This is a genomic window from Streptomyces sp. NPDC004752, assembly GCF_053601275.1.
The window spans coordinates 1-22,612 of the sequence record NZ_JBSGBN010000078.1 but is presented as its reverse complement, the minus strand read 5'-3'; the positions used below and the strand labels follow the sequence as shown (position 1 = coordinate 22,612).

The 22,612-nt window shown below is 72.8% G+C and carries 16 protein-coding genes, 1 tRNA gene and 2 pseudogenes; 7 read left to right on the top strand and 12 right to left on the bottom strand.

Going from position 1 to position 22,612, the window contains the following annotated elements; all coding sequences use genetic code 11:
* On the bottom strand, positions 1-1,473 hold the full coding sequence (locus tag ACWEKM_RS28635; RefSeq protein WP_451624132.1) for an extracellular catalytic domain type 1 short-chain-length polyhydroxyalkanoate depolymerase: 1,473 nt from the start codon (positions 1,471-1,473) through the stop codon (positions 1-3).
* 633 nt (positions 1,474-2,106) lie between these two features.
* On the opposite strand from ACWEKM_RS28635, the gene ACWEKM_RS28630 reads away from it, so the two are divergent.
* The gene (locus tag ACWEKM_RS28630) at positions 2,107-4,251 is read left to right on the top strand and encodes a helix-turn-helix domain-containing protein (RefSeq protein ID WP_451624131.1); all 2,145 of its coding nucleotides are present in this window, start codon (positions 2,107-2,109) and stop codon (positions 4,249-4,251) included.
* Between the two features lie 61 nt (positions 4,252-4,312).
* On the opposite strand, the gene ACWEKM_RS28625 is transcribed toward ACWEKM_RS28630, so the two are convergent.
* The 6 genes from ACWEKM_RS28625 to ACWEKM_RS28600 form a co-directional block, all read right to left on the bottom strand.
* Positions 4,313-5,254, bottom strand: a complete 942-nt coding sequence (locus ACWEKM_RS28625; protein ID WP_451624130.1) for an alpha/beta fold hydrolase — start codon at positions 5,252-5,254, stop codon at positions 4,313-4,315.
* Positions 5,251-6,501 carry a branched-chain amino acid ABC transporter permease gene (locus ACWEKM_RS28620; protein WP_451624129.1) on the bottom strand — a complete coding sequence of 417 codons (1,251 nt, stop codon included), beginning with the start codon at positions 6,499-6,501 and terminating at the stop codon, positions 5,251-5,253. The genes ACWEKM_RS28625 and ACWEKM_RS28620 overlap by 4 nt, the downstream gene beginning before the upstream one ends.
* Positions 6,498-7,385 carry a branched-chain amino acid ABC transporter permease gene (locus tag ACWEKM_RS28615; RefSeq protein ID WP_451624128.1) on the bottom strand — a complete coding sequence of 296 codons (888 nt, stop codon included), beginning with the start codon at positions 7,383-7,385 and terminating at the stop codon, positions 6,498-6,500. Before ACWEKM_RS28615 ends, ACWEKM_RS28620 begins: the two co-directional genes overlap by 4 nt.
* On the bottom strand, positions 7,385-8,194 hold the full coding sequence (locus ACWEKM_RS28610; protein ID WP_451624151.1) for an ABC transporter ATP-binding protein: 810 nt from the start codon (positions 8,192-8,194) through the stop codon (positions 7,385-7,387). The genes ACWEKM_RS28615 and ACWEKM_RS28610 overlap by 1 nt, the downstream gene beginning before the upstream one ends.
* Before the next feature lie 68 nt (positions 8,195-8,262).
* Positions 8,263-9,057 carry an ABC transporter ATP-binding protein gene (locus ACWEKM_RS28605; protein WP_451624127.1) on the bottom strand — a complete coding sequence of 265 codons (795 nt, stop codon included), beginning with the start codon at positions 9,055-9,057 and terminating at the stop codon, positions 8,263-8,265.
* Between the two features lie 3 nt (positions 9,058-9,060).
* Complete coding sequence (locus tag ACWEKM_RS28600; RefSeq protein ID WP_451624126.1) at positions 9,061-10,296, bottom strand: substrate-binding domain-containing protein; 1,236 nt, start codon at positions 10,294-10,296, stop codon at positions 9,061-9,063.
* 505 nt (positions 10,297-10,801) lie between these two features.
* Between ACWEKM_RS28600 and ACWEKM_RS28595 the strand changes: the two genes are divergently transcribed.
* Both ACWEKM_RS28595 and ACWEKM_RS28590 read left to right on the top strand, forming a co-directional pair.
* The gene (locus ACWEKM_RS28595) at positions 10,802-12,223 is read left to right on the top strand and encodes a lamin tail domain-containing protein (protein WP_451624125.1); all 1,422 of its coding nucleotides are present in this window, start codon (positions 10,802-10,804) and stop codon (positions 12,221-12,223) included.
* A 299-nt stretch (positions 12,224-12,522) separates the two neighbouring features.
* Positions 12,523-12,819, top strand: coding sequence for a hypothetical protein (locus ACWEKM_RS28590; protein ID WP_451624124.1), 297 nt, complete (start codon positions 12,523-12,525; stop codon positions 12,817-12,819).
* Positions 12,820-12,872: 53 nt separating this feature from the next.
* Here ACWEKM_RS28590 and ACWEKM_RS28585 read toward each other — a convergent pair whose 3' ends face one another.
* Entirely contained in the window at positions 12,873-13,559 is a 687-nt protein-coding gene (locus ACWEKM_RS28585) for an endonuclease (protein WP_451624123.1), read from the bottom strand.
* A gap of 305 nt (positions 13,560-13,864) precedes the next feature.
* Between ACWEKM_RS28585 and selA the strand changes: the two genes are divergently transcribed.
* Complete coding sequence (gene selA / locus ACWEKM_RS28580) at positions 13,865-15,193, top strand: L-seryl-tRNA(Sec) selenium transferase (RefSeq protein ID WP_451624150.1); 1,329 nt, start codon at positions 13,865-13,867, stop codon at positions 15,191-15,193.
* A gap of 5 nt (positions 15,194-15,198) precedes the next feature.
* Positions 15,199-15,627, top strand: a pseudogene (locus ACWEKM_RS28575) (GTP-binding protein); the annotation flags it as partial.
* A 36-nt stretch (positions 15,628-15,663) separates the two neighbouring features.
* Here the strand turns inward: ACWEKM_RS28575 and ACWEKM_RS28570 are convergent.
* Positions 15,664-16,461 carry a hypothetical protein gene (locus ACWEKM_RS28570; RefSeq protein WP_451624122.1) on the bottom strand — a complete coding sequence of 266 codons (798 nt, stop codon included), beginning with the start codon at positions 16,459-16,461 and terminating at the stop codon, positions 15,664-15,666.
* Between ACWEKM_RS28570 and ACWEKM_RS28565 the strand changes: the two are divergent.
* Positions 16,351-16,899: pseudogene (locus ACWEKM_RS28565) on the top strand (selenocysteine-specific translation elongation factor); the annotation flags it as partial. The gene ACWEKM_RS28570 and the pseudogene ACWEKM_RS28565 sit on opposite strands and share 111 nt — an antisense overlap.
* Before the next feature lie 82 nt (positions 16,900-16,981).
* On the opposite strand, the gene ACWEKM_RS28560 reads toward ACWEKM_RS28565, so the two are convergent.
* A tRNA-Sec gene (locus ACWEKM_RS28560) sits at positions 16,982-17,075 on the bottom strand.
* 34 nt (positions 17,076-17,109) lie between these two features.
* On the opposite strand from ACWEKM_RS28560, the gene selD reads away from it, so the two are divergent.
* Entirely contained in the window at positions 17,110-18,135 is a 1,026-nt protein-coding gene (selD, locus tag ACWEKM_RS28555) for a selenide, water dikinase SelD (protein ID WP_451624121.1), read from the top strand.
* A 48-nt stretch (positions 18,136-18,183) separates the two neighbouring features.
* On the opposite strand, the gene fdh is transcribed toward selD, so the two are convergent.
* Together fdh and nrfD are read right to left on the bottom strand one after the other, a co-directional pair.
* Positions 18,184-21,444, bottom strand: a complete 3,261-nt coding sequence (gene fdh / locus ACWEKM_RS28550) for a formate dehydrogenase (RefSeq protein WP_451624120.1) — start codon at positions 21,442-21,444, stop codon at positions 18,184-18,186.
* Between the two features lie 213 nt (positions 21,445-21,657).
* On the bottom strand, positions 21,658-22,612 hold a 955-nt coding region (gene nrfD / locus ACWEKM_RS28545), incomplete at its 5' end, for an NrfD/PsrC family molybdoenzyme membrane anchor subunit (RefSeq protein ID WP_451624119.1).

The following is a 22,612-nucleotide window of genomic DNA, read 5'->3' as shown; positions in this document are numbered from 1 at the left end:
TCAGCAGCCGGAGTCGGCCACCACGTAGTAGCCGGACGACGTCTGCTTGAGGGTATGGCTGACGAACGTGTTGTACAGGCCCATGTTCTCGTTGGAGCCGTTGGCGTAGGTGGAGCCGCCGCTGGTGTGGGCCCGGCCCGCGGTGACGTGGGCGTAGTTGGTGGCCTTCGTGCAGGTCGGGGCGTTGCCGGTGGTGGTGGCCGTGATGGTCGAGGAGGTCGTGCCGACGGTGCCGTCGGCGGCGACCGCCGCGACCGTGTAGGTGTAGGTCGTGGCCGGGGTCAGGGCGGAGTCGGTGAATGTGGTGCCGGTGGGTGTGCCGACCTGAGTGCCGCCCCGGTGGACGCGGTAGGACGCGGCACCCTCGACCGGGGTCCAGCTCAGGGCGATCGAGGTGTCGGTGGCCGAGCCGGCCGCGAGGCCGGTCGGCGCGGGGAGCTTCTCACCGCCCTCGCCCGGTCCGGTGGTGCCGTCCTTGTCGAGTCCCCAGAACTTCGCCGTGTAGTAGGTGGAGCAGATGGTGTCGAGGAAGTACGCGGCCGTGCTGCCGCACTGCTCGGCGCCGGAGCCAGGGTCGACGGCGAGGCCGTGGCCCATCCCGCTGATCTGGTAGAGCTGTACGGCGGGCTGTCCGGACGCGTCGTCATAGTTGGTCAGCGTGGTGCCGCCGGGCAGGTTCTCGGTGCTGGACGGGGTCTGCGAGATGCCGTGGACATTGGTCCACTGGTCGCGCAGCTCGGTCGCGTTGACGGGGTAGACCGTGAAGTCCGAGGCACCCTGCCAGATCGCGACGCGCGGCCACGGTCCGGTGTGCCCGGGGTACTGGGCGCGGACCTTGTCGCCCCACTGGGCCGGGCTGAGGCCCAGGCTTCCGAGCTGGCAGCTGGACGCGCCGAGCAGGCTGGTCGCACACTGCGCGGGCAGGCCGGAGTCGATCGAGCCGCCCGCGAACACGTCCGGATACGCGGCGAGCAGGTTCGCGGCCATGCCCCCGCCCGCAGACAGGCCGGTCACATATACGCGTTTCGCGTCGGAGCCGTACAGCGACTCGGCCTTGGTGACCATCTGGGTGACGGAGGCGGCCTCGCCCTTGTCGCGGGTGGAGTCGGCCGGGTCGAACCAGGTGAAGCAGGACGTCATGTTGTTCGCCGAGTTGGTCTGCGGGAACACCACCGCGAAGCCGTACTGGTCGGCGAACTTGGTCCAACCGGAGTTCGCGTAGTAGTCGTTGGCCGTTTGGGTGCAGCCGTGCATCGCGACCACGAGCGGGGCGCCGGCGGGCAGGCCCGCGGGGACGTATGTGTACATGGAGAGATTGCCGGGGTTGGAACCGAACCCGGTGACCTCGGTCAACCCGCCTGCGGCCGAGGCAGGTTGGGCGAGGACGGTGGTCCCGGCCGCCGCCATGAGCAGACCGGACACGGCGAACCGTCCGATCAGCCGGGCGAGTCGGCTGAGAAGTGTGGGGCGCACTGTAATACCTCCGAGGCGTGGGGCGCACGGAAGCCGGAAGGATTGACCGGATCCCGCGCGGCGCTGGCGGTCTTTTGGAACGTAGGCGCAGTGTGGAGGGTGCGGACATGTGGTTGTGCGCCATCGGGCGTCCCGGGACGTGTGGGTACGGGCCGTTGCCTGAATCTGCGTCAAGCGCCAAGTGCGCCAAGTGCCAAGTGTCCGACGCTCTCACCCGGCTGTCGGGTCGGGTCGTCGTCGCCGGGCACGCCCGGCGAACGGGCGTCTCCCCTTGTGGTCCGATTCCATGGGGCCGGACACCATGACTGGGCGCGGGAATATATGGGCCGCCCCTGTGTGTTCGGCCGGTTCGGCTTCCTACGGTGGGCGGCCAGGAAACGCAGGGACCACCGTCCGCAGCATGGGACGGCATCGACATCGTTCACCGGGACACTCACCCTACCTTCGCAGAACTAACACAGGTCTAACGCCAGTTCACGGGGGTGACGTAGGCGGGCCGGGCTGGCAAGGTTGCGCATCGGCTGGTTGATCGCCCGCCGCCCGAGTGGTGCCGCCCCGTACGAGGGTGTGCCCGCACGCGGCACCGATCCGACCCGCGAGGCAGGGGCGGAGGGAACGACACGGGAGGCGGACATGGACGCGAGCACGGCAGCAGGCGGCGAAGGGCCGCCCGTCGCCGCGATGCCGGTGCCCCCGGCCCGCGCCACCGAGCCCCTGCCCCGCGTCCTCGACGGGGAGGCGGACCGCACGGGGAGCGGCGACCGCGAGGCGGTAAGCGGTACGGACCGGATCGGGAGCGTCGACGAGACCTCCGGCCCGGCCGCGCAGGCGGCCACCGGGCAGGATGCATCCGCCGCCCCCCACCTGCGGCGCCTGCTGGAACTCCTCGCCACCGACGCGCCCGCCGAGGCGCTGGGCGCGGTCAGCGGAGAGGCGCGCGAGGCGGGCGTCGACGGGGCGGACCTGGCGGAGACCGAACGGGCCGTGGCCACCGCGCTGCGGGTGCGCAGCTCGCTGCGCGCGCATCGCCGTCGTGAACTCGAACTCGCCGCCCTGTTCGACACGGCCGGTGACCTCGCCGCCTCCCGCGACCTCGACGAGGTGCTGAAGGCCATCGTCCGGCGGGCCAGGATGCTGCTGGGCACCGACACGGCCTATCTGACGCTGCCGGATGAGGAGGCAGGGGACACCTATATGCGGGTCACCGACGGCTCCGTGTCCTCGGTGTTCCAGAACCTCCGGCTCGATCTCGGCGAAGGGCTGGGTGGTCTGGTGGCGCAGACCGCCCGCCCGTACGCGACCCCGGACTACTCGACCGACGCTCGTTTCCGCCACACCCGCAATATCAACGCGGGCGTGGCCGAGGAGGGCCTGATCGCGATCCTCGGTGTTCCCCTGGTGCTCGGCTCGGTGCACGGCGGGGACCGCAAGGTGATCGGCGTGCTGTTCGCCGCCGACCGCAGCCCCCGCCCGTTCAGCCCCGACGAGGTGGCGCTGCTCTCCTCGCTCGCCGCGCACGCCGCCATCGCCATCGACACGGCCCGCGCGCTCGACGACACCCGCGCCGCGCTCGCCGAACTCGCCGAGGTCAACGAGGTCGTGCGGGCGCACGCGGCGGCCGTGCAGCGGGCCGAGGAGGCGCACGACCGGCTCACCGACCTGGTGCTGCGCGGCGGGGACGTGCGCGAGGTGGCCGTCGCGGTGGCCGGACTGCTCGACGGGGCGCTCACCGTGCACGATCCGGCCGGCCGGCCGCTTGCCGCGGTCCGCTACGACGGCGGGCCGTTCGCCGCCGACTCGATGGACGCGGGCTGGCTGGTCTCGGCCGCCGAGGAGTCCCGTACGGCGGGGCGCGCGGTGGCCCGCTCGGGACGGTGGATCTGCGCGGTGCTGGCAGGGCACGAATTGCTGGCCATCATGGTGCTGCACCGGCACCGCATGCTGCAGGACGCCGACCGGCGGATGTTCGAGCGCGCGGGCGTCGTCACCGGCCTGCTCATGCTGCTGCGGCGCACGGTCGCGGAGACCGAGAACCGGGTGCGTGGCGAACTCGTCACCGACCTGCTGACCGATGCCGGACGCAACCCGACGCTGCTCGCCGACCGAGGCCGCAGACTGGGCGTCGACCTCGACCAGCCGTATCTGGTGCTGGTCGCCGACACCGAGCCCGCGGCCCGGGAACGGCTCGGTTCGGCCGCCGTACGCTATCTCTTCGGGGCTCCGGCCGGTTGCGCCGCCGCCGAACACGCCGGCGCCGTCGTCCTGTTGACGGTGGTCGACGAGCGGCTCGGGCCCGGTCAGTCCGCCCGTGCCGCGGCCGTACAGCTGGGGCACCTCGCGGGCGCCCCGGTCACGGTGGCGGCCGCAGGTCCGGTGTCCGGCGCGCCCCGGATCGCGGACGCGCACGCCGAGGCGGTGCGCTGTCTGCGCGCCCTGCATGTGCTGGGCCGCCATGGCGACGGCGCGTCCGCCGAGGAACTCGGGTTCCTCGGCGTGGTGTTGGGCGACAAGAAGGATGTGAGCGGGTTTGTGCGCGGCACGCTCGGGCCGCTCCTGGAGTACGACGCCCGGCGGGGCACCGAGCTGGTCCCCACGCTCGCCGCCTACTTCGGCGCGGGCGGCAGCATGACCCGCGCCAAGGACACACTCCACGTGCACGTCAACACGGTCGTGCAACGCCTGGACCGCATCGAGGCGCTGCTCGGCGCGGACTGGAGCCGCCCGGACCGCGCGCTGGAGCTTCAGCTGGCGCTGAGGCTGCGGGAACTGAGCGGCTGACCCGCTCCCTCCCGGCGGGTGGCGGCCGGGCCGCCACCCGCGCGGGTCGGCGGGCCGTCGGTCAGGCGGTGGTCTGCCCGGCGGCCTTCAGCAGCAGGTCGGCGACGAGCGCCGCACCCTCCTCGCCGGTGAGCACCGTGTAGTGGTTGGTGTCCGGAGCGCGCAGCGGTGTCACACCCGTGCCGTCGAGCTTGGCGCGGGCGAGGCGTTCCTCGTCGTACAGCCCCTGCGGCTCGTCCATCAGACCGCGCTCCGCCCACAGCAGCGTGGCGGGGCGGGGCAGGTGGCGGACCGCGGTCAGCACGTCCTCCTCGAGCTGGCCGACGCCGTCGGTGCGGACCGCCTCCAGACGGCACGAGGACCGCAACTCCGGTTCCTCGCCGACCAGATCGCGCTGAATGTAGGCGTCGACCTCCGGCGTCCAGCGGTCCGCGAACGCGGGGTGGACCCGCCAGAACGCACGGTAGGCGGCCCGGTCGGGGAAGGTCATCGACAGCCGGTCCATGGCCGGGCCGATGACGGCGGTCAGCAGCTCGTCGGGGGACAGATGGGTGGGAGCCGGGAACCCGACCCCACCGTCCACGAGCAACAGGGGACCGAACCGCTCGGGGTGGCGTACGGCGGCCAGGGCCGCCGTGAACGCGCCCATCGAGTGCCCGGCGAGCACCGGCCGGCCCAGTCCCAGTGCCTCGGCCGCCGAGGCGGCGTCGTCGGCGTGCGCGGCGATGCCGTACGGTCCGGGCAGGTCCCGGCTGCCCGCGCGTCCCCGCAGATCGGGGGCGACGAGAGTGGCGCGGCCCGCGAGGCGGCGGGCGACCGGTCCCCAGGCCAGCCCGTTGGATGTGATGCCGTGCAGGGCGAGCACCGTGGGCGCCCCGGGATCGGCCGCTGCCCAGCGCAGCACGGTCAGGTCGCCGCCCGGCACGGGGACGTGGAGTTCCTCGAAGGGCAGCGGTTCGGGGCCCGCGGGAGCGGCGGCGGGCGGGGTGTCGGCGGTGGTCACGACGTTTGCCTTTCGTTGACGTCGGCGTCGGCGGAGGCGGCCGACGCCCTGTTGTGCCGGACGGCGGGAGGGGTCGGTGCGTCGCCGCTGCCGGACCCGCCGTCGGGGTCCGATTCTCTCCTGTGACCGCCGCCCCCGCTCCCAGGGCCGTCCTCGGCGCCGCGGCGGGTGGCACGTGCGGCGCGGATCCGGCCGGGCAGGGCGGCGAGACCGCCGGGCAGCACGTTGACGACGACCACGAACAGCACGCCCAGCAGGAACAGCGGCTGACTGAGCGGCACCCGCAGCACCGCGGGCAGGTCCGCGACGGCCGCCGAGTTGGCCACGTCGCCGAGGCGCTGGTCGGCCCACGTGTACAGGACGCCGCCCAGCAGCGGGCCCCAACGGGTGCCGGAGCCGCCGAGGACGACCATCACCAGCAGCGACAGCGTGAAATCGGAACTGGTGGTGTGCGGGGTGGAGCCGCCGGTCAGCATCAGGTGCACGATGCCGCCCAGCGCGGCCAGTCCGCTCGCGACGGTGAAGGCCACCAGCTTGAACCCGTACGGGCGCAGGCCCAGAACCTCGACGCGGCGCTCGTTCTCCTTGATGCCCTCCCAGACCCGCCCGGTCGGGGAGTGGGTGGTCCAGTGCACGACCACGAGGGTGAGGGCGAGAAACGCGAGGGTGATCCAGTACAGGTTGGCGGTGTTCTCGATGCCGACGAGTGCGGACGGCAGCAGGTCGCCGACGACCGCGCGGCCCTCCTCGCCGCCGGTGAAGCCGCCCGGGTCGCGGGCGACCAGGATGGCGGCGGCCTGTGCGAACGCCAGCGTCACCATCGAGAAGGCGATGCCGGTGACCCGCAGGCTGACCGAGCCGAGCAGCACCGCGAGGGCGATGCCGAAGACCAGGCCGAGCACGGCGGACAGCCCGAACGACAGCCCGGCCTCCTGCATCATCGTGTTGGTGGCATAGCTGCCCGCCGCGAAGTACAGCGCATGGCCGAAGGACAGTAGCCCGGTGCGGCCGAGCAGCAGGTCGTATCCGGTCGCCAGCGCGCCGAACAGCAGGCACAGCGCGAGGAGTTGCAGACTTCCGGGGCTGCCGACGGGTCCGTCCAGCAGGCCGGGTATCTCGACGGCGCTGTACGGCAGCACGAACAGCAGGACGAACAGACCCACGGGCCACCAGCGCAGCAGGCGGCGGGCGGTGGACCGCTCCGGGCCGGCCGCGACCCGGGCGCCGGTGTCGGTGACGGTGCTCATGCGAGCCTCCCGGTGAGACCGCGCGGGCGCACCAGCAGGAGGGCGGCGAGCAGCACGACGACGGCGAGGTCGCCGAGTCCGGCGGTGGTGTAGTAGTTGGCGAACTGCTGGACGAGGCCGATCACGACGGACGCGACGGCCGCGCCGGTCACCGAGCCCATGCCGCCCGTCACGACGACCACGAACGCGAAGATCAGCAGCGAGGTGCCCTGGCGCGGGTCGACCGAACCGAAGTACAGGCCGCCGAGTGCGCCGCCCAGCGCGGCGGCGGCACCCCCGATGGCGAAGACGAGGGTGAACGCCTTGCGGACGTCGATGCCCAACGCGGTCACCATGGCCCGGTCCTCGACACCCGCCCGGACCACCAGTCCGTGCCGGGTGCGGTCGAGGAACAGCTTCAGGCCCGCCCAGACCAGGACGGCCCCGGCGATCAGCACGAACCGGTTGGCCGGGATCTGCGCGCCGAGCACGCCGATCGTGTCCTTGAGCGCCTTCGGCCCGGGGAAGGTCAGGGCGTCGGTGCCCCAGATGCCCGCGAGCAGCGCGGGCACGGCCAGCGAGACGCCGACCGTGGCGAGCACCTGCTCGCGGGGTCTGGCGTACAGCGGCCGCACGACGGCCAGTTCGAGAAGGACCGCCGCGAGGGTGCCGACCACCACACCGAAGACGACGGCGAACACGAAGCCGAGACCGCCGGAGCCCGCGCCGGGCAGATTGCCGGAGGCGGCCCACCAGGTGGCGTAGGCGCCGATGGACAGCAGCGCGCCGTGCGCGAAGTTGAGCACGTCCATCAGGCCGAAGATCAGCGACAGCCCGGAGGCGACGAGGAAGTACAGCGCGCCCAGGCCGAGTCCGGTCAGGGTGAGCAGGACGACGGTGTCCATCAGGCGTCGGCCTCCGTACGGTCGGACCGCGGCCCCGCGGGCGCGTCGGCGTCGGCGGACTCGGCGGATTCACTGGATTCGGTGGGCGGGGCCGATGCCGACGCCGCGCGGGTGGCGGGCGCGATGGGGGCCCGGCCCACACCGAGCAGACGGCGGGTGGCGTCCGGGTCGCCCAGCAGGTCGGCGGCGGGCCCCTGGTGGGCGGTGCGTCCGTCGGCGAGCACCGCGCAGTGCGTGGCGAGCCGGCGGACCATGGCGAGGTTCTGCTCGACGAGCAGCACCGGGACGGCCTCGGCGGCCCGCTCCAGCACCTGGGTGACCTCGGTGACGACCTTCGGGGCCAGGCCCTTGGTGGGCTCGTCCGCGATGATCAGCCGATTGCCGTTCAGCAGGGTGCGGCCGATGGCCACCATCTGCTGCTGGCCGCCGGAGAGGGTGCCGGCCGCCTGCCCGGCCCGCTTGAGCAGCTCGGGGAAGAGCTCGTGGACGAGGTCGTAGTCCGGTGCGCCGTCGCCGCGTTCGGCCAGGCGCAGGTTCTCCGCGACGGTCAGCCCGGCGAAGACACCGCGGTCCTCGGGGGCGTAGCCGATGCCGCGGCGCACCAGGGTGTGTGTGGGCAGGCCCACGGTCTCCTCGCCGTCCAGCAGCACGCTGCCGGTGCGCGGCACCAGACCGAGCACGCCGCGCACGGTGGTCGTCTTGCCCGCGCCGTTGCGGCCGAGCAGGGCGGTGACGCCCTGTCCGGCGACATCGAGATCGACGCCGTGCAGGATGTGCCGGCCGCCGATCAGCACCCGCAGGCCGCGCACGGTCAGCAGGGCGGCGGCGCCCGGGGCGCGGCGTGCGCCGGTGACGGCCCCGGCCGTCCGGTCGGGACTCACAGGGCCTCCCCGAGGTATGCCTGCTGGACGGTGGCGTCGGCGGTGACGGCCTCGGGGGTGTCCAGCGCGAGCAGGCTGCCGTGGTGCATCACGGCGAGCCGGTCGGCCAGGCCCAGCAGGACGTCCATGTGGTGCTCGACCATGAGCACGGTGCGGCCCTCGTCGCGGTGCAGGGTGCGGATGAGTTCGGTCAGGGCGGGCACTTCCTCGGCGCTGACGCCCGCCATCGGCTCGTCCAGCAGCATCAGCCGGGGCTCCCCGACCAGCAGGACGGCGAGTTCCAGCTTCCGTTTCTCGCCGTGCGAGAGGGACTGGGCGGGCACGTCGGCGCGATGCGCGAGGCCGGTGCGGGTCAGCACGTCGTCGACCTTGTCCCGGTACTGGGAGGCCCGCCGCCACAACCGGTACGAGCCGCCGACCGCGGCCTGCGCGGCGAGCCGCACATGCTCGGCGACGCTCATCGCGGGCCACAGGCTGGACGTCTGGAAGGTGCGGCCGAGGCCGCGCCGCGCCCGCGCGTACGGGGCCTCGCCGGTGATGTCCCTACCGTCGAGGACGACCCGGCCGGCGGTGGCCGGGACGAGCCCGCTGATCAGGTTGAACAGCGAGGTCTTGCCGGCCCCGTTGGGACCGATGAAGGCGAGGAACTCGCCCTCGTACACGTCCAGGGAGACGTCCGAGAGGATGGTCGCGCCGCCGACGCTCCAGCCCACGGATTCCAGGCCGAGGACGGCGGCGGGCGCCGCCGTCGCACCGGGCGCGGGCCCGGTGCCGGGGGATGCCGTGGTCACGGGTCAGCCCGCCAGAGGCTTGACGGGCGGGGCCACCTTGTCCAGCGGGAGCGTCCGGACCAGCTCGGGCTCGGCGGTCTTGCCGCTGCCCTTGAGCCGCGCCTGGTACATCGGCTGGAGCAGGGCGTGGTCCTCGGCGCGGATCCGCTGCTCGCCCTTGACGCCGTCGAACGTCCAGTCCTCCAGGGACTTCACCATGGCGTCGGTGTCGGTGGCGTCGGCCCCCACGGCGCGCACGATCATCTGGGCGGCGGTGAAGCCGTCCGGGGTGAACAGATCGGGGGTGCCGCCGGCCTTCTCGACCGACGCGGTCATGGCCTTCTCGGCGTCGGTGCCGGCCGCGCCCGGGAAGTAGTGTGCGAGGAAGGTGATCTTCTCGCCGCCCGTCCCGAAGACGGGGTACGAGGCGATTCCGGCCAGGCCGGTGGTGACCTTCGACGAGGTCAGCACGCCCTGCTGGTCGAGAGCGGTCCACAGTGCGGGGGCGGTGGCGCCCGCCCAGGCCACGAACACCAGGTCGGGCGCGGCGGATTTGACCTGCCGGGCGAACGGGGTCAGATCGGTGGCGCTGGGCGGGGCCAGCACGGAGGAGACCGTGGCGCCCTCGCCGCCGAGCACCGCCTTCACGGCGGCGACATTGGCCTGGCCGAAGGTGGAGTCCTGGGCCAGCACGGTGACCTTCTTGCCCTTGGCGTCGCCGAGCATCGCGGCGGCGGTCAGGATGTCCTGGTAGGACTGCCGACCGGAGCGGAACGTGTACTTGTTGATGCCGGTCACGGCGTCCGTGGCGGCCGGGCCGTCGATGAACAGCACCTTGTTCTGGGCGGCCAGCGGGGCCATCTGCAGGGCGATGCCGGAGTCCGTGCTGCCCGCGATGATCTTCGTGCCCCTGCCGATCAGGTCCTTGCCCGCGGCGACGGCCTTGGAGGCGTCACCGGCGTCGTCGCGCTCGGTGATCTCGATGGTATGGCCGTCGACCTTGCCGGTGCCCTTGGTGGCGTAGTCGAGACCGGCCTTGAAACCCTCGATGTACTGCTTGCCGTAGGCGGCGAGCGGGCCGGTCTTCGAGTAGACGAGGCCGACCTTCACGGCCTTGCCCTTGGCGTCACCGGCGGAATCGGAGCCCGCCGTGCCGGCCTGGGTACAGCCGGAGGCGAGCAGGGCGGCGACCGCGACGGCGGCCCCGGCGAGGATTCTGGTGCGGCGGGGGCGTGCGGAGTGCGTGGGCATGGTGGGCATCGACCGGCTCCTGGGGGGTGGAGGCCGCGCCGGTCCGTGCCCTGGAGTGTGGCGGACATGTGCGACGGACGGCGGCGGCGCGGTTGTTGATGGTGGGGACGGTAAGAGCCCTCGAACGGCTGCCGACATGGTGTTGCCCACCGCACCTGCGCTAGTGCTCATGTATCCGTCCCACATGGTTCGGCCGATGGTGAACACCGGTCTTCCGGCAGGCCCCTCCCGAAGAGCGGGCAAGGCTGAACACCGCTCGATGGTTCTGGGAGGCAGTGGATCGACCGACCCGATCCCAGATCGACCGGCCCGATCCCAGATCGACCGGCCCGATCCCAGATCGACCGGCCCGATCCCAGATCGACCGGCCCGATCCCGGATCGGCCGACCGTGGGCCGTCGGACCCCGGTTCGATCTCCGTTCACACGACAACCACCCACCGGAAGGCGGCCGTTGGGTCCGGCCGGGAAGCCTCGTGCCGCCCTGTCACAACACTCTTGTGAGGACGGACACCGTGACCGAAGTACGCGCGCCCGGGTGGCGCCGTCGCCTCGCTCTTCTTCTCGCCGTCGTGGCCGGCCCCGCGCTGGCCGCGGGCACGCTGATGGCGTCGCCCGCCCAGGCGGCACCGGCAGACGACATCCGGATCAACGAGGTGGTGACGACCGGAAACGTCAACGACTCGATCGAGCTGTACAACAAGGGCACGGCCGCCGTCGATGTCTCGGGCTGGATCCTCAAGGACGACAACAACAGCTCCAAGTACAAGATCGCTTCGGGGACCACACTCGCCCCGGGGGCGTTCCGGGCCTTCGATGTGCACGGCGCGTTCGGCCTTGGCTCCGCGGACAAGGCGCGGTTGTACCTTCCCGACGGCTCCACCCTGGTCGACAGCTTCAGCTGGAGCGGCCACTCCGCCCCCTCCTGGTCGCGCTGCCCCGACGGCACCGGCGACTTCCGGGCGGCTGCCCTGACCCTGGGCGCCGCGAACGACTGCGGCGGGGGCGGCAGCACCGCACCGGCGGCCTGGCCCGGCAGCGGCTCCGTCACGAACGCCGACGCCTCCGATGTCTTCGGCAAGGACCTCAGCGGCCTCGTCCAGGAGGGAGGCGTGATGTGGGGCGCGCAGAACTCCGGCAAGCTCTGGCGGCTGGTGCCGAACGGCTCCGGCGGCTGGAAGCCGGACACCGCGAGCGGCTGGACCTCGGGCAAGACCCTCCGTTTCCCCGGCGGTTCCGGCAGCCCCGACAGCGAGGGCGTCACCCTCACCGGTTCCGGTTCCGCGGGCGGCGTGTTCGTCGCGAGCGAGCGCAACGGCGACGCGTCCGGGACGAGCCGCCTGTCCGTGCTCCGGTACGACGTCAGCGGCACCGGCGGCACGCTGACGGCCACCAGGGAATGGAACCTGACCTCCGATCTGCCGTCCGTGGACTCCAACCTCGGCTTCGAGGGGATCACCTGGGTCCCCGACACCTACCTGACCGGCGCCGGGTTCAAGGACGAGTCGACCGGAGCGGCCTACGCCCCGAGTCGCTACGGTGCCCACACCGGCGGTGTGTTCTTCGTCAGCGTCGAAGGCACCGGCATGATCTACGGTTACGTCCTTCAGGACACCGGCGCCTTCACCCGCGTCGCATCCTTCGGCAGCGGCATGGCCGCCGTCATGGAACTGCAGTGGGAGCCCCAGGCGTCCCGGCTGTGGGTGGTCTGCGACAACACCTGCGACGGCCGGCACCGGACCATGCGGGTCAACGGCTCCGGTGCCTTCGCCACCCTCGCGGTCTACGACCGTCCCAGCGGCATGGCCAACATCAACAACGAAGGCTTCTCGGTGGCCGGGGCCGACGAGTGTGTGGGCGGCTCCAAGCCCGTCTACTGGGCCGACGACGACAATGACAGCGGCCACGCCCTGCGCAGGGGCACCATCACCTGCTGAACCGGCACCGCGTCCACGGCTACGGCCCCTGGGAAGTGCCCCCTCCGTCGGGGCCGTAGCCGCCTTGTCGGGGCAGCAGCCGTCCTCCGGCCGCTCTTCCGCAACGGCGGCCACGGCGGCATGGACTGCGTACCGCAGTGACACACACGCCCCGGCGACCGGTTGACGCCGTGTGCCGTCGGCGAGCGCGGCTCACCGCTCCCGGGGCACGGTGTGAACCGGCCGTATTGCAGGTACTCGATGCCGGAGAACGACTTCCTCATGAACGACTTCCTCATGAACGACTTCCTGAAGAGGAGATGAATGAGATGGTGCTCCTCGGACTGCTCCTCCTCCTGGCGACGGCCGCCTTCACCGCCCTGGCGATCGTCGGCAATCTGTCGGGTGGGCCGGACTACGCGGTGTCGGTGCTCGGCCATCACATCGTCACCCTCGGCCCGCTCGGCGTCTTCTGCTCCGGCCTCGCACTGGCCCTGCTGTTCTGCCTGGGCCTGGCCATGGTGGCCGGCGGAGCCGCCCACCACCGTCGTAGGACGACCCGTCCGCACCGGACACGCGGGCCCGGCCGCGTAGCACCACCGCCCCCGGCCCGATGACGCGTGGGCCCTCAGCCCTGGGCCTTCATGAGCCGACGGCTATGTCGACGTCGTTATGCCGACCGCGCCTCGGCGAGGACATCGTCCGCGAGCGGCTTGTCCAGCGCCGCGTGGACCAGTCCGTCGGTGAACCGAGCCAGTTCGCGCTTGCCCACCAGGCTCGCCAGGCGATCGGGCGAGGTGGGCAGGGAGAGCCGTTCGGCGCCGTCGCGCACCTTGCGGTCGACGTAGGGCGCGAACTCCGGCCACACGGTCTGGACCGCGCGCAGGAAGATGTCGACGCCCGTGGGGCCGAGCCCGGGAATCCTCCGGAGCGCCTTCTTCGGGTCGTCCTGCGCACGCAGCCTGCGCAGATCGCCGCCGTACCGTTCCAGCAGCAGTTCCGCGCCGTCGCCCAGCATGGTGGCGGTGCGCTCGTCGTACCTCCGGTATCCGCCCTCGCCGAGGGCGTCGACGCGCCGCTGCCATGACGCATCGGCCATCGAGCGCGGGTCGCGCATGCCCGCCTCGAACAGTGCGCGTGCGGCGGCCACCGCGATGTCCGCCTTGATCCGGGCGCTGAGCAGCACGGCGAGCACCAGTGTCCGGTAGAGCGGGCCGGGTGTGTTGGCCAGCCGGATACCCGCCTGAGCCGGGTAGGTGGATTTCTGCCGGTCGAGCAACGCCCGCACGATCGCCTTTTCCGTCTGGTCACGGGATTTCTTCCTGACCGGGGAGTTCATGCTGGCCGGGGAGTTCATGGCGCGCCTCGCAACGTCGACGAAGTCCGAGTGCAGGTCCGGATCCGAAGGATGTACCGACGGGTTTCACAGGACGTACGACGGGTTTCACGAGTTCGGCGGCCGGAAACCCGGGACCGGGGTGCTGCGAAGGGAGTTCGTTCGCCTCGGCGTGTCGGGCAGTCCGGTCCGGGCACGTGGAGACGCACGTGGAGACGATGGATATCTCAGACATCTCCGACAGTCGGAGGCGGGCGGAAAGGCAGGGCCGCGTGGAGCCGCAGGTCGCAGCGGAGGAAACCGGGAAGGGACGGGCGCAGGCCGCCATGCCCGGGCCCCAGGAGACGCCCGGCGGTCCGGCCGGGGACGTGCGGCGGAGGATTCCCCGTACCGACGCCCTCCTGCGGGAGCCGCGCCTGACCGAGGCGGCCGGCCGGCTGGGGGTGTCCGTCGTCAAGGCCGCGGTCCGGGAGGCACAGGAACGAGCGCGGACCGGTCGCATCCCGCCGGAGCGGATCGGTGACACGGCCGTCGCGCTCCTGCCTCGGACGGCGGGCGGACTGCGCGCGGTGATCAACGCCACCGGGGTCCTGCTGCACACCAACCTCGGCCGGGCGACCCTGTCGGCGGTGGCACGCCGGGCCGTGGGAGAGGCAACGGGCCCCACCGACGTGGAACTGGACCTGGCCACCGGGGTACGGGCGCGGCGCGGACGCACGGCGCTACGGGCCCTCACCGACCGGGTGCCGTCCGCCGCGGCGGCGCACGTCGTCAACAACGGCGCCGCCGCCCTGGCCCTGGCCGCCACCGCGCTCGCCGCCGGCAAGGAGATCGTCATCAGCCGCGGCGAGATGGTGGAGATCGGAGACGGTTTCCGGCTCCCCGACCTCCTGGTGTCCACCGGGGCCCGGCTGCACGAGGTCGGCACCACCAACCGCACCACCGCCGCCGACTACGCCGCGGCGATCGGACCCGGGACGGGGTTTGTGCTGAAGGTGCACCCCTCGAACTTCCGCATCACCGGCTTCACCCGCGGCGCCGACGTCCGGGAGCTGGCCGCGCTGGGCGTCCCGGTGGTCGTCGACATCGGCTCCGGGCTGCTGGCCCCCCACCCGGTGCTGCCCGACGAGCCGGACGCCGAGACCCAGCTGCGGGCCGGTGCCTCGCTGGTGACCGCCAGCGGGGACAAACTGCTCGGCGGACCCCAGTGCGGGCTTGTGCTGGGCGCGGAGGACCTCGTCCGCACGCTGTCCCGGCATCCGCTGGCCCGCGCCCTGCGCGTGGACAAACTGACTCTGGCCGCCCTGGAGGCCACGCTCACCGGACCGCCGACCCCGACCGCCGAGGCGCTGACCGCCGACCCGGCCGCCCTCCGGGCCCGCGCCGACCGGCTCGCCTCGGCCCTGAGCGCATACGGCGTCGATGTCCGGTCCGTGGAGAGCGAGGCCACGGTCGGCGGAGGCGGCGCGCCCGGGGTGACCCTGCCCAGTGCCGCGCTGTCCCTGCCGGAGCCGTTCGCCGCCGCGCTGCGCACCGGTCCCACTCCGGTCGTCGGGCGGCTGGAGGCGGGGCGCTGTCTGCTGGATCTGCGGGCGGTGCCGCCCGAGGACGACGAACGGCTGGCCGAGGCGGTCCGTTCGGCCGCGGGAGGGTAGCCGGCATGCGCGTCCTGGCCACCGCCGGCCATGTCGACCACGGCAAGTCCGCCCTGGTGCGGGCGCTGACCGGCATGGAACCCGACCGCTTCGAGGAGGAGCGGCGCAGAGGGCTGACCCTCGACCTCGGCTTCGTATGGACCAGGCTCGGGCCGGACGGGGAGCAGGTCGCCTTCGTGGACGTGCCCGGTCACGAGAAGTTCGTCCCGACCATGCTCGCCGGGGCGGGGCCGGTGCCCGCGGTGCTGTTCGTGGTGGCCGCCGACCAGGGCTGGCAGCCCCAGTCCGAGGAACACCTGACGATCCTCGACGCACTCGGGGTGAGACACGCGGTCCTCGCCGTGACCCGCAGCGACCTGGCCGACCCCGAACCGGTCCGGGGCGCCGCCCTGGACCGCATGGCGGCCACCTCGCTGGGCGCCGTACCGTCCGTCGCGGTCAGCTCGGTGACCGGCGCCGGTCTTGACGAACTACGCGAGGCACTGGCCCGGTTGGCCGACGCGCTCCCGGTCCCGCCCGCCGACGCGGACGTACGGCTGTGGCTGGACCGCGCCTTCACGATGCGCGGGCACGGCACGGTGGTGACCGGCACGCTCGGCGCCGGCACCCTCCGGGTGGGCGACCGCCTGGTGACGGGCGAGGGGGCGGCCACGGTCCGTGTGCGCGGCCTGCAGACACTGAACGAGGCACGCTCCGCCGTCAGCGGGGTGGCGCGGGTCGCGGTCAACGCGCACGGTGCCGCGGCCGGAGCGCTCCGGCGCGGTCAGGTGCTGCTCGCGCCGCAGCGATGGCTGCTCACCGACCTCGTCGACGTCCGGGTCGTCGGCGCACCGGTCGACGACCTGCCCCGGACGGTCACCCTGCACATCGGCACCGCGGCCGTCCCGGTGGCCGTCCGCCCGCTCGGCCCGGACACCGCCCGGCTGACGCTGGACCGAGCCCTGCCCCTGCGGGTCGGCGACCGTGCCGTGCTGCGCGAACCCGGAGGCCGCCGGGTGCCGTGCGGGGTGACCGTGCTGGACGTCCGTCCGCCGCTGCTGGCCCGCCGGGGCGCGGGCCGGGCCAGGGCGGCGCAACTGGCCGCCATGACCGGTGTTCCGGACGGGGTGGCGGAGCTGCGGCGCCGCGGGCTGATCCGTCGTCCGGAGCTGCTCGCCATGGGCGTGCCGGCCCCGGTGCCCGCGGTCGCCGGGGACTGGCTCGCCGACCCGGCGCACTGGGCCGTCCTGCGGGAGCACCTGGCCGCCGAAGCGGAACGGTACGCGCACCGGCACCCCCTGGAACCCGGCCTGCCCACGGAGGCGGCCCGGCAACTGCTCGGCCTGCCCGACCGGGCGCTGGTGGACGCCCTGGCCGAGGCGCCGGGTGACTGTCCGCTCATCTGCCGTCAGGGCAGGCTGTACCGCTCCGAAAGCCTCCGGCCGACCCTGCCGTCCGCCGTCCGGGCGGCCGTCGACACCGTGGGGCGGGAGCTGGCCGAGGCGCCGTTCAGCGCGCCGGAGGCCGACCGCCTCACCGAACTGGGTCTGACCCGCAAGACGGTGGCCGCCGCGGTCGCCGTGGGCGCGCTGCTGCGGATCGCCGACGGGATCGTCCTGCTGCCCGGGGCGGACGCGCGGGCCGCCGCCGTGCTCGCCCGGCTGCCCCAGCCGTTCACGCTGAGCGAGGCCCGGCAGGCCCTCGGCACCACCCGCCGGGTGGCCGTGCCGCTGTTGGAGTACCTGGACGCCCAGGGGTACACGGAGCGCATCGACGACCGGCGGCGGCGCTGCCGGAACAGCACGGCAAGCGGAGGCGGACGGGAATCGAACCCGCCTGCCCGAGATCCTCGGACACCTCGGTTTTGAAGACCGGGAGGGCCACCAGGCACCCACACGCCTCCACCGACCGCCAGGCTACGCGCGCAGGAGACCGACATGACCACAACCCGCCCCGCCGCCCCACGACTCACGCAGTTCGCCCACGGCGGCGGCTGCGCCTGCAAGATCCCGCCCGGCGAGCTGGAGGACGTGCTCGGCGCCCTCACGACACCCCCGCCGGCCACGGCCGACGCGCCGCTCCTGATCGGCCTGGCCACCGGCGACGACGCCGCCGTCATCGCGCTGCCCACGCCGGACGGCGCCCCCGCACAGGCCGTGGTGTCCACCGCCGACTTCTTCACCCCGGTCGTCGACGACCCGTACGACTGGGGGCGCATCGCCGCGGCCAACGCCCTGTCCGATGTGTACGCGATGGGCGGCCGGCCCGTCCTCGCCGTCAACCTCCTGGCCTGGCCGCGTGACGTGCTGCCGTACGAACTGGCCCGCGAGGTGCTGCGCGGCGGGCTGCGGATCGCCACCGAGGCCGGCTGCCACGTGGGCGGCGGGCACAGCGTCGACGACCCCGAACCCAAGTACGGCATGGCCGTCACCGGACTCGCCGACCCGGCGCGGCTGCTGCGCAACGACACCGGCCGCCCCGGCCTGCCGCTGTCGCTGACCAAACCCCTCGGCCTCGGCGTGCTCAACAACCGGCACAAGGCCACCGGCGAACGCTTCGAGCAGGCCGTCGCCACGATGACGGCCCTGAACCGGGACGCATCCGCCGCGGCCCTGGCGGCCGGGGCGACCTGCGCCACCGACGTCACCGGTTTCGGGCTGCTGGGCCATCTGCACAAGCTGGCCCGGGCCTCCGAGGTGACCGCGGTGATCGACACGGCCGCCGTGCCGTACCTCGACGGCGCACGGGAGGCCGTACGGGACGGGTACGTCAGCGGCGGCACCCGGCGCAACCTGGAATGGGTGGCTGCGTCCACCGACTTCGGCACGACCGACGCCGACACACGTGTGCTTCTGGCCGACGCACAGACCTCCGGCGGGCTGCTGGTCGCCGGTGAGGTGCCCGGGGCACCGGTGATCGGGGAACTCGTGCCCCGCGGACCGCACACCCTCGTGCTCCGGTGAGCCCTGGGGTCGGTCACATCTCCGTGCTCCGATGAGTCCGGGGGCCGGTCACATCTCCGTGCCGGTGTGCTCGTCGATGCCGGCCCGCAGCCGGTAGGCGCGCACCAGTTGTACGGCCGCCGGTCCTCGGGGGCGCCGTCCGGGCCGGATGTCGACGGCGATCGCCTTGGCCTCCTGGATGTGGGTGTTGGGATCGAGGGACAGGTGCAGCAGTTCGTTGGCGGCGTCGCCCGTGCTGTAGCCGTTCGGACCCCAGTGGTAGGGCAGCCCGATCTGATGCAGGGTCCGGCCCTGCACGGTCAGCGGCGGCACCCGGTCGGTGATCAGCACCCGCGCCTCGATGACATTGCGGGCGCTGACGATCGTCGCCCAGCCGGTGTGGGCCAGACCGCGTTCCGCCGCGAGTTCGGGCGAGACCTCGCAGAAGAACTCCGGTTGCAGCTCCGCCAGATAGGGCAGCCAGCGGGACATGCCGCCCGCCGTGTGGTGCTCGGTGAGCCGATAGGTGGTGGCGACGTAGGGGAACACCCGCGTGCCCGCATCGTCGGCGCTCGGCTGGTAGCGGTTGTCGGGCAGCGAGGGCATCACATGCCGTACCGGGTTGCGCTGCTGGGCGTACATCAGATTCCGGAACGGGGAGTCCTGCGGCTCGTAGTGCGCGGGCAGGGGGCCGTCGGTGAGTCCTGAAGGCGCGTACAGCCATGCCTTGCCGTCGGCCTGCATGATGAACGCGTCCGTGCCGGACAGGGCCTCGGCGCCGGTCGCGTCCGGCGGCGCCTGGTACCGCGGGGACGTGCCCCGGGGGAAGTCGGGGACGTCGTGTCCCACCCACTGGGCCTTCGCCGCGTCCCACCACACCAGCGCCTTGCGTTCGCTCCACGGCCTGCCGTCCGGGTCGGCCGAGGCGCGGTTGTACAGGATGCGGCGGTTGGCCGGCCAGGCCCACGCCCACTCGGCCGCCACCCAGTTCTGCTCCGCGCCCGGCTTGCGGCGGGCCGCCTGGTTGACACCGTCGGCATACACCCCGCAGTAGATCCAGCAGCCGCACGCGGTGGAGCCGTCGTCGCTCAGCTGCTGGGCGGAGGACAGCGGGGTGCCGTCGGCGGCGCGGCCGTTGATCTCGGCGAGGACGGCCTCCGCGTCCGGCTCGGCGAGTTCGCCCTTTGTGGGGTACTCCCAGGTCAGATCGAGGACCGGCCGGTCCATCGGGTCGGTCGAGCCGGCCAGCTTGCGTCGGATCAGCCGCCCGAGATGGAAGGTGAACCACAGGTCGCTGCGGGCCTCGCCGGGCGGCTCGACGGCCTGGTGGTGCCACTGGAGCATGCGCTGGGTGTTGGTGAAGCTGCCGTCCTTCTCGGTGTGCGCGGCGGCCGGCAGGAAGAACACCTCGGTGCGGATGTCCTGGGTGCGCAGCTCGCCCGTCTCGATCTCCGGGCCGTCCTGCCACCAGGTGGCCGACTCGATCAGGGAGAAGTCCCGTACCACCAGCCAGTCCAGGTTGGCCATGCCCAGGCGCTGCAGCTTGGAGTTGGCGCTGCCCACCGTCGGGTTCTCCCCGTACAGGAAGTAGCCCTTGCAGGTGCCCTCCAGCTGGGCCATGGTCGTCTCGTAGGTGGAGTGGGAACCGGTCAGGCGCGGCAGGTAGTCGAAGCAGAAGTCGTTCTCGGCCCTCGCGGCCTCACCCCAGTACGCCTTGAGCAGGCTCACCAGGTAGGAACGCATGTTGCCCCAGTAGCCCTTGCGCGCCGAGTCCGCCTCGACGAAGGCGTCCAGATCCTGGTTCAGGTGCGCGTGCGGCATCGGGATGTAGCCGGGCAGCAGGTCGAACAGGGTGGGGATGTCCGTCGACCCCTGGATGGAGGCGTGCCCGCGCAGGGCGAGGATGCCGCCGCCGGGCCGGCCGATGTTGCCGAGCAGCTGCTGAAGGATGGCGGCCGTGCGGATGTACTGCACACCCACCGTGTGCTGGGTCCAGCCGACGGCGTAGGCGAAGGCCGTCGTACGGTCCCGGCCCGAGTTGTCCGTGACCAGTTCGCACACCTGGCGGAAGACGTCCTGCCGCACGCCGCAGATCTGTTCCACCATCTGCGGTGTGTAGCGGGCGTAGTGCCGCTTGAGGACCTGGAACACGCAGCGGGGGTGGCTCAGCGTCTCGTCCCGTTCGGGCTCGCCCGCGCCGATGTGCGCGCCGCCCGCTCCGTGCGCCTCGCCGCGCGCGGCCTCGGCCACCGACCTGCGGCCGTCCGTGCGGTCCTCGATCCGGCGCTCGCGTTCGCCGGAGGCCGCCTGGACCTCCATGCCCTCGTACTGCCAAGTGGCGTTGTCGTAGCGGCGGTTGTCCGGGTCCAGTCCGGAGAAGACGCCGTCCAGGTCCTCCGTGTCCCGGAAGTCCGTCCGCAGCACCACGGGCGCGTTGGTGTACGCCACGACATAGTCGCGGAAGTACTTCTCCTGCTCCAGGACGTAGTTGATGATCCCGCCGAGGAAGACGATGTCCGTGCCCGCGCGCAGCGGCACATGCAGGTCGGCCAGCGCGCTGGTGCGGGTGAAGCGTGGGTCGACGTGGATCACCTTCGCGCCGCGGGCCTGGGCCTCCGTCACCCACTGGAACCCGACCGGGTGGCACTCGGCCATGTTCGAGCCCTGGATTACGATGCAGTCCGAGTTCTGCAGGTCCTGCTGGAAGGTGGTCGCGCCGCCGCGTCCGAACGAGGTTCCCAGACTGGGAACGGTGGAGGAGTGTCAAACGCGCGCCTGGTTCTCGATCTGGATGGCGCCGAGCGCGGTGAACAACTTCTTGATCAGGTAGTTCTCTTCGTTGTCGAGGGTGGCCCCGCCCAGGCTCGCGAAGCCGAGCGTGCGCCGGGTGCGGGCCTGGTCGACCTCCCACTGCCAGCCGGCCCGCCGCGCCTCGATCACCCGGTCGGCGATCATGTCCATGGCCCGGTCGAGATCGAGCCGCTCCCACTCGGTGCCGTACGGGCGCCGGTGCAGCACGTAGTGCTCGCGGGCGTCGCCGGTGGTCAGCTGGAGGCTCGCCGAGCCTTTGGGGCACAGCCGGCCGCGAGAGACGGGGGAGTCGGGGTCGCCCTCGATCTGGGTGACCCGCCCGTCCTCGACGTAGACGTTCTGGCCGCAGCCCACCGCGCAGTACGGGCACACCGACTTCACCACGCGGTCCGCGCTTGCGGTGCGGGGGGTGAGCCGCGCGCTGCGCGCGCTCTTGGCGGCGGCCCCGCGGCCCAGCGGGTCGGTGCCCGTGAGCTGGCGGTAGACCGGCCATGAGTCGATCCAGGTGCGCACGCCCATCACTGGGACCTCCCACCCGTTTCCCGCGCGGCCGGCAACCCGCACGACCTCGGCGTCGCCCGGCTGCTTCCGGCTGCTCCCGGCTGCTTCCGGCTCTCCTGTGGATGATTGTCCCGCGGTACGGCGATGCCGGCACCTTCGATCAGCGCGTAGCGGCACGGTGCCGGGCGTTCCCCGAGTGCGCGGGGGACCCGAGCCTGCGGCCCACCTCCGTCAGCCGGTGCGGGCCCGCAGCCGCTCGCGCTGCGGTACGACGGTGTACTTCGGGTCCTCGGCCGAGGCCACACCGGCGTGGAACACACCGAAGCGCAGGGCCGCCGAACCGGTCAGCAGGGCGGCCCCGGCCACCGCGCCCAGCGGTCGGCGCTCTTGGCCCGCGAATGCCGCGAGCGCCGCCCCGCCCGCCGTGAGGACCTCCGCCGACCGCATCAGCGCCCGCGGCCCGCCCTCCTCGTAGGGCTCGGCCGCCAGCCCCATGCGCCGCTTCATCAAATGGAACGCCCCCAGCTCCAGGGCCGCCCCCAGCAGCGCCAACCGGCGCGCGGGACCGGTCTGCGCGAGCGGGGCCGTGGCCAGCGCGAGCCCCGCCGCCGCGGTGGCGCCCGAACCGGCGAACACGAACGGCATTTCACGGTGCCCCTCGTGCCAGGAGGGCACCGCCGTGTCGGAGATCAGCACGGCGGTGTACGTCGTGACCGCCGGGCCGAGCAGCGCCGCGGCCCCCGTGGCGGCGGAGCCGACGAGCCGGCCGCGGCCGGTGACGTCACTCACGGCCGCGATCATCGTCAGCGGGACGTAGCCGACCAGCAGCCACGACCCCAGGTTCATCGGAGAGGTCGGCTTGAAGACGCGCAGCATGTTGAGGAATCGCACCGGCCGGCCAAGGTCGTGGACCAGGGCGACCAGCGACAGCGAGATGGCGCCCGCCGCGGCCAGTTTCGCCGACCTGGCCAGCCCCGGGCGCCCGGTGACGTGCCCGCCGGCGGCCAGCAGCGACGAGGCACCGGAGAGCCCGCCGAGATACAGGTATCCGGCGATGTCGAGGGGCGCCCAGACCGGCTTCTTCAGGACCGGCTTGCCGTAGTACGAGGAGAACTGCGCCTCGGGCACCATGGCCTGCTCGCCGCGTCCACGTCCGCGGCGGCGACGGCGGCGCCCCGCACGCGCC

Excerpts from the sequence above, each read along its gene's own strand:
- ACWEKM_RS28630 (WP_451624131.1), top strand. The coding sequence starts at position 2,107 with ATGGACGCGAGCACGGCAGCAGGCGGCGAAGGGCCGCCCGTCGCCGCG.
- ACWEKM_RS28620 (WP_451624129.1), bottom strand. The coding sequence starts at position 6,501 with ATGAGCACCGTCACCGACACCGGCGCCCGGGTCGCGGCCGGCCCGGAG.
- ACWEKM_RS28615 (WP_451624128.1), bottom strand. The coding sequence starts at position 7,385 with ATGGACACCGTCGTCCTGCTCACCCTGACCGGACTCGGCCTGGGCGCG.
- ACWEKM_RS28600 (WP_451624126.1), bottom strand. The coding sequence starts at position 10,296 with ATGCCCACCATGCCCACGCACTCCGCACGCCCCCGCCGCACCAGAATC.
- ACWEKM_RS28590 (WP_451624124.1), top strand. The coding sequence starts at position 12,523 with ATGAATGAGATGGTGCTCCTCGGACTGCTCCTCCTCCTGGCGACGGCC.
- ACWEKM_RS28585 (WP_451624123.1), bottom strand. The coding sequence starts at position 13,559 with ATGAACTCCCCGGCCAGCATGAACTCCCCGGTCAGGAAGAAATCCCGT.
- selA (WP_451624150.1), top strand. The coding sequence starts at position 13,865 with ATGCCCGGGCCCCAGGAGACGCCCGGCGGTCCGGCCGGGGACGTGCGG.
- selD (WP_451624121.1), top strand. The coding sequence starts at position 17,110 with ATGACCACAACCCGCCCCGCCGCCCCACGACTCACGCAGTTCGCCCAC.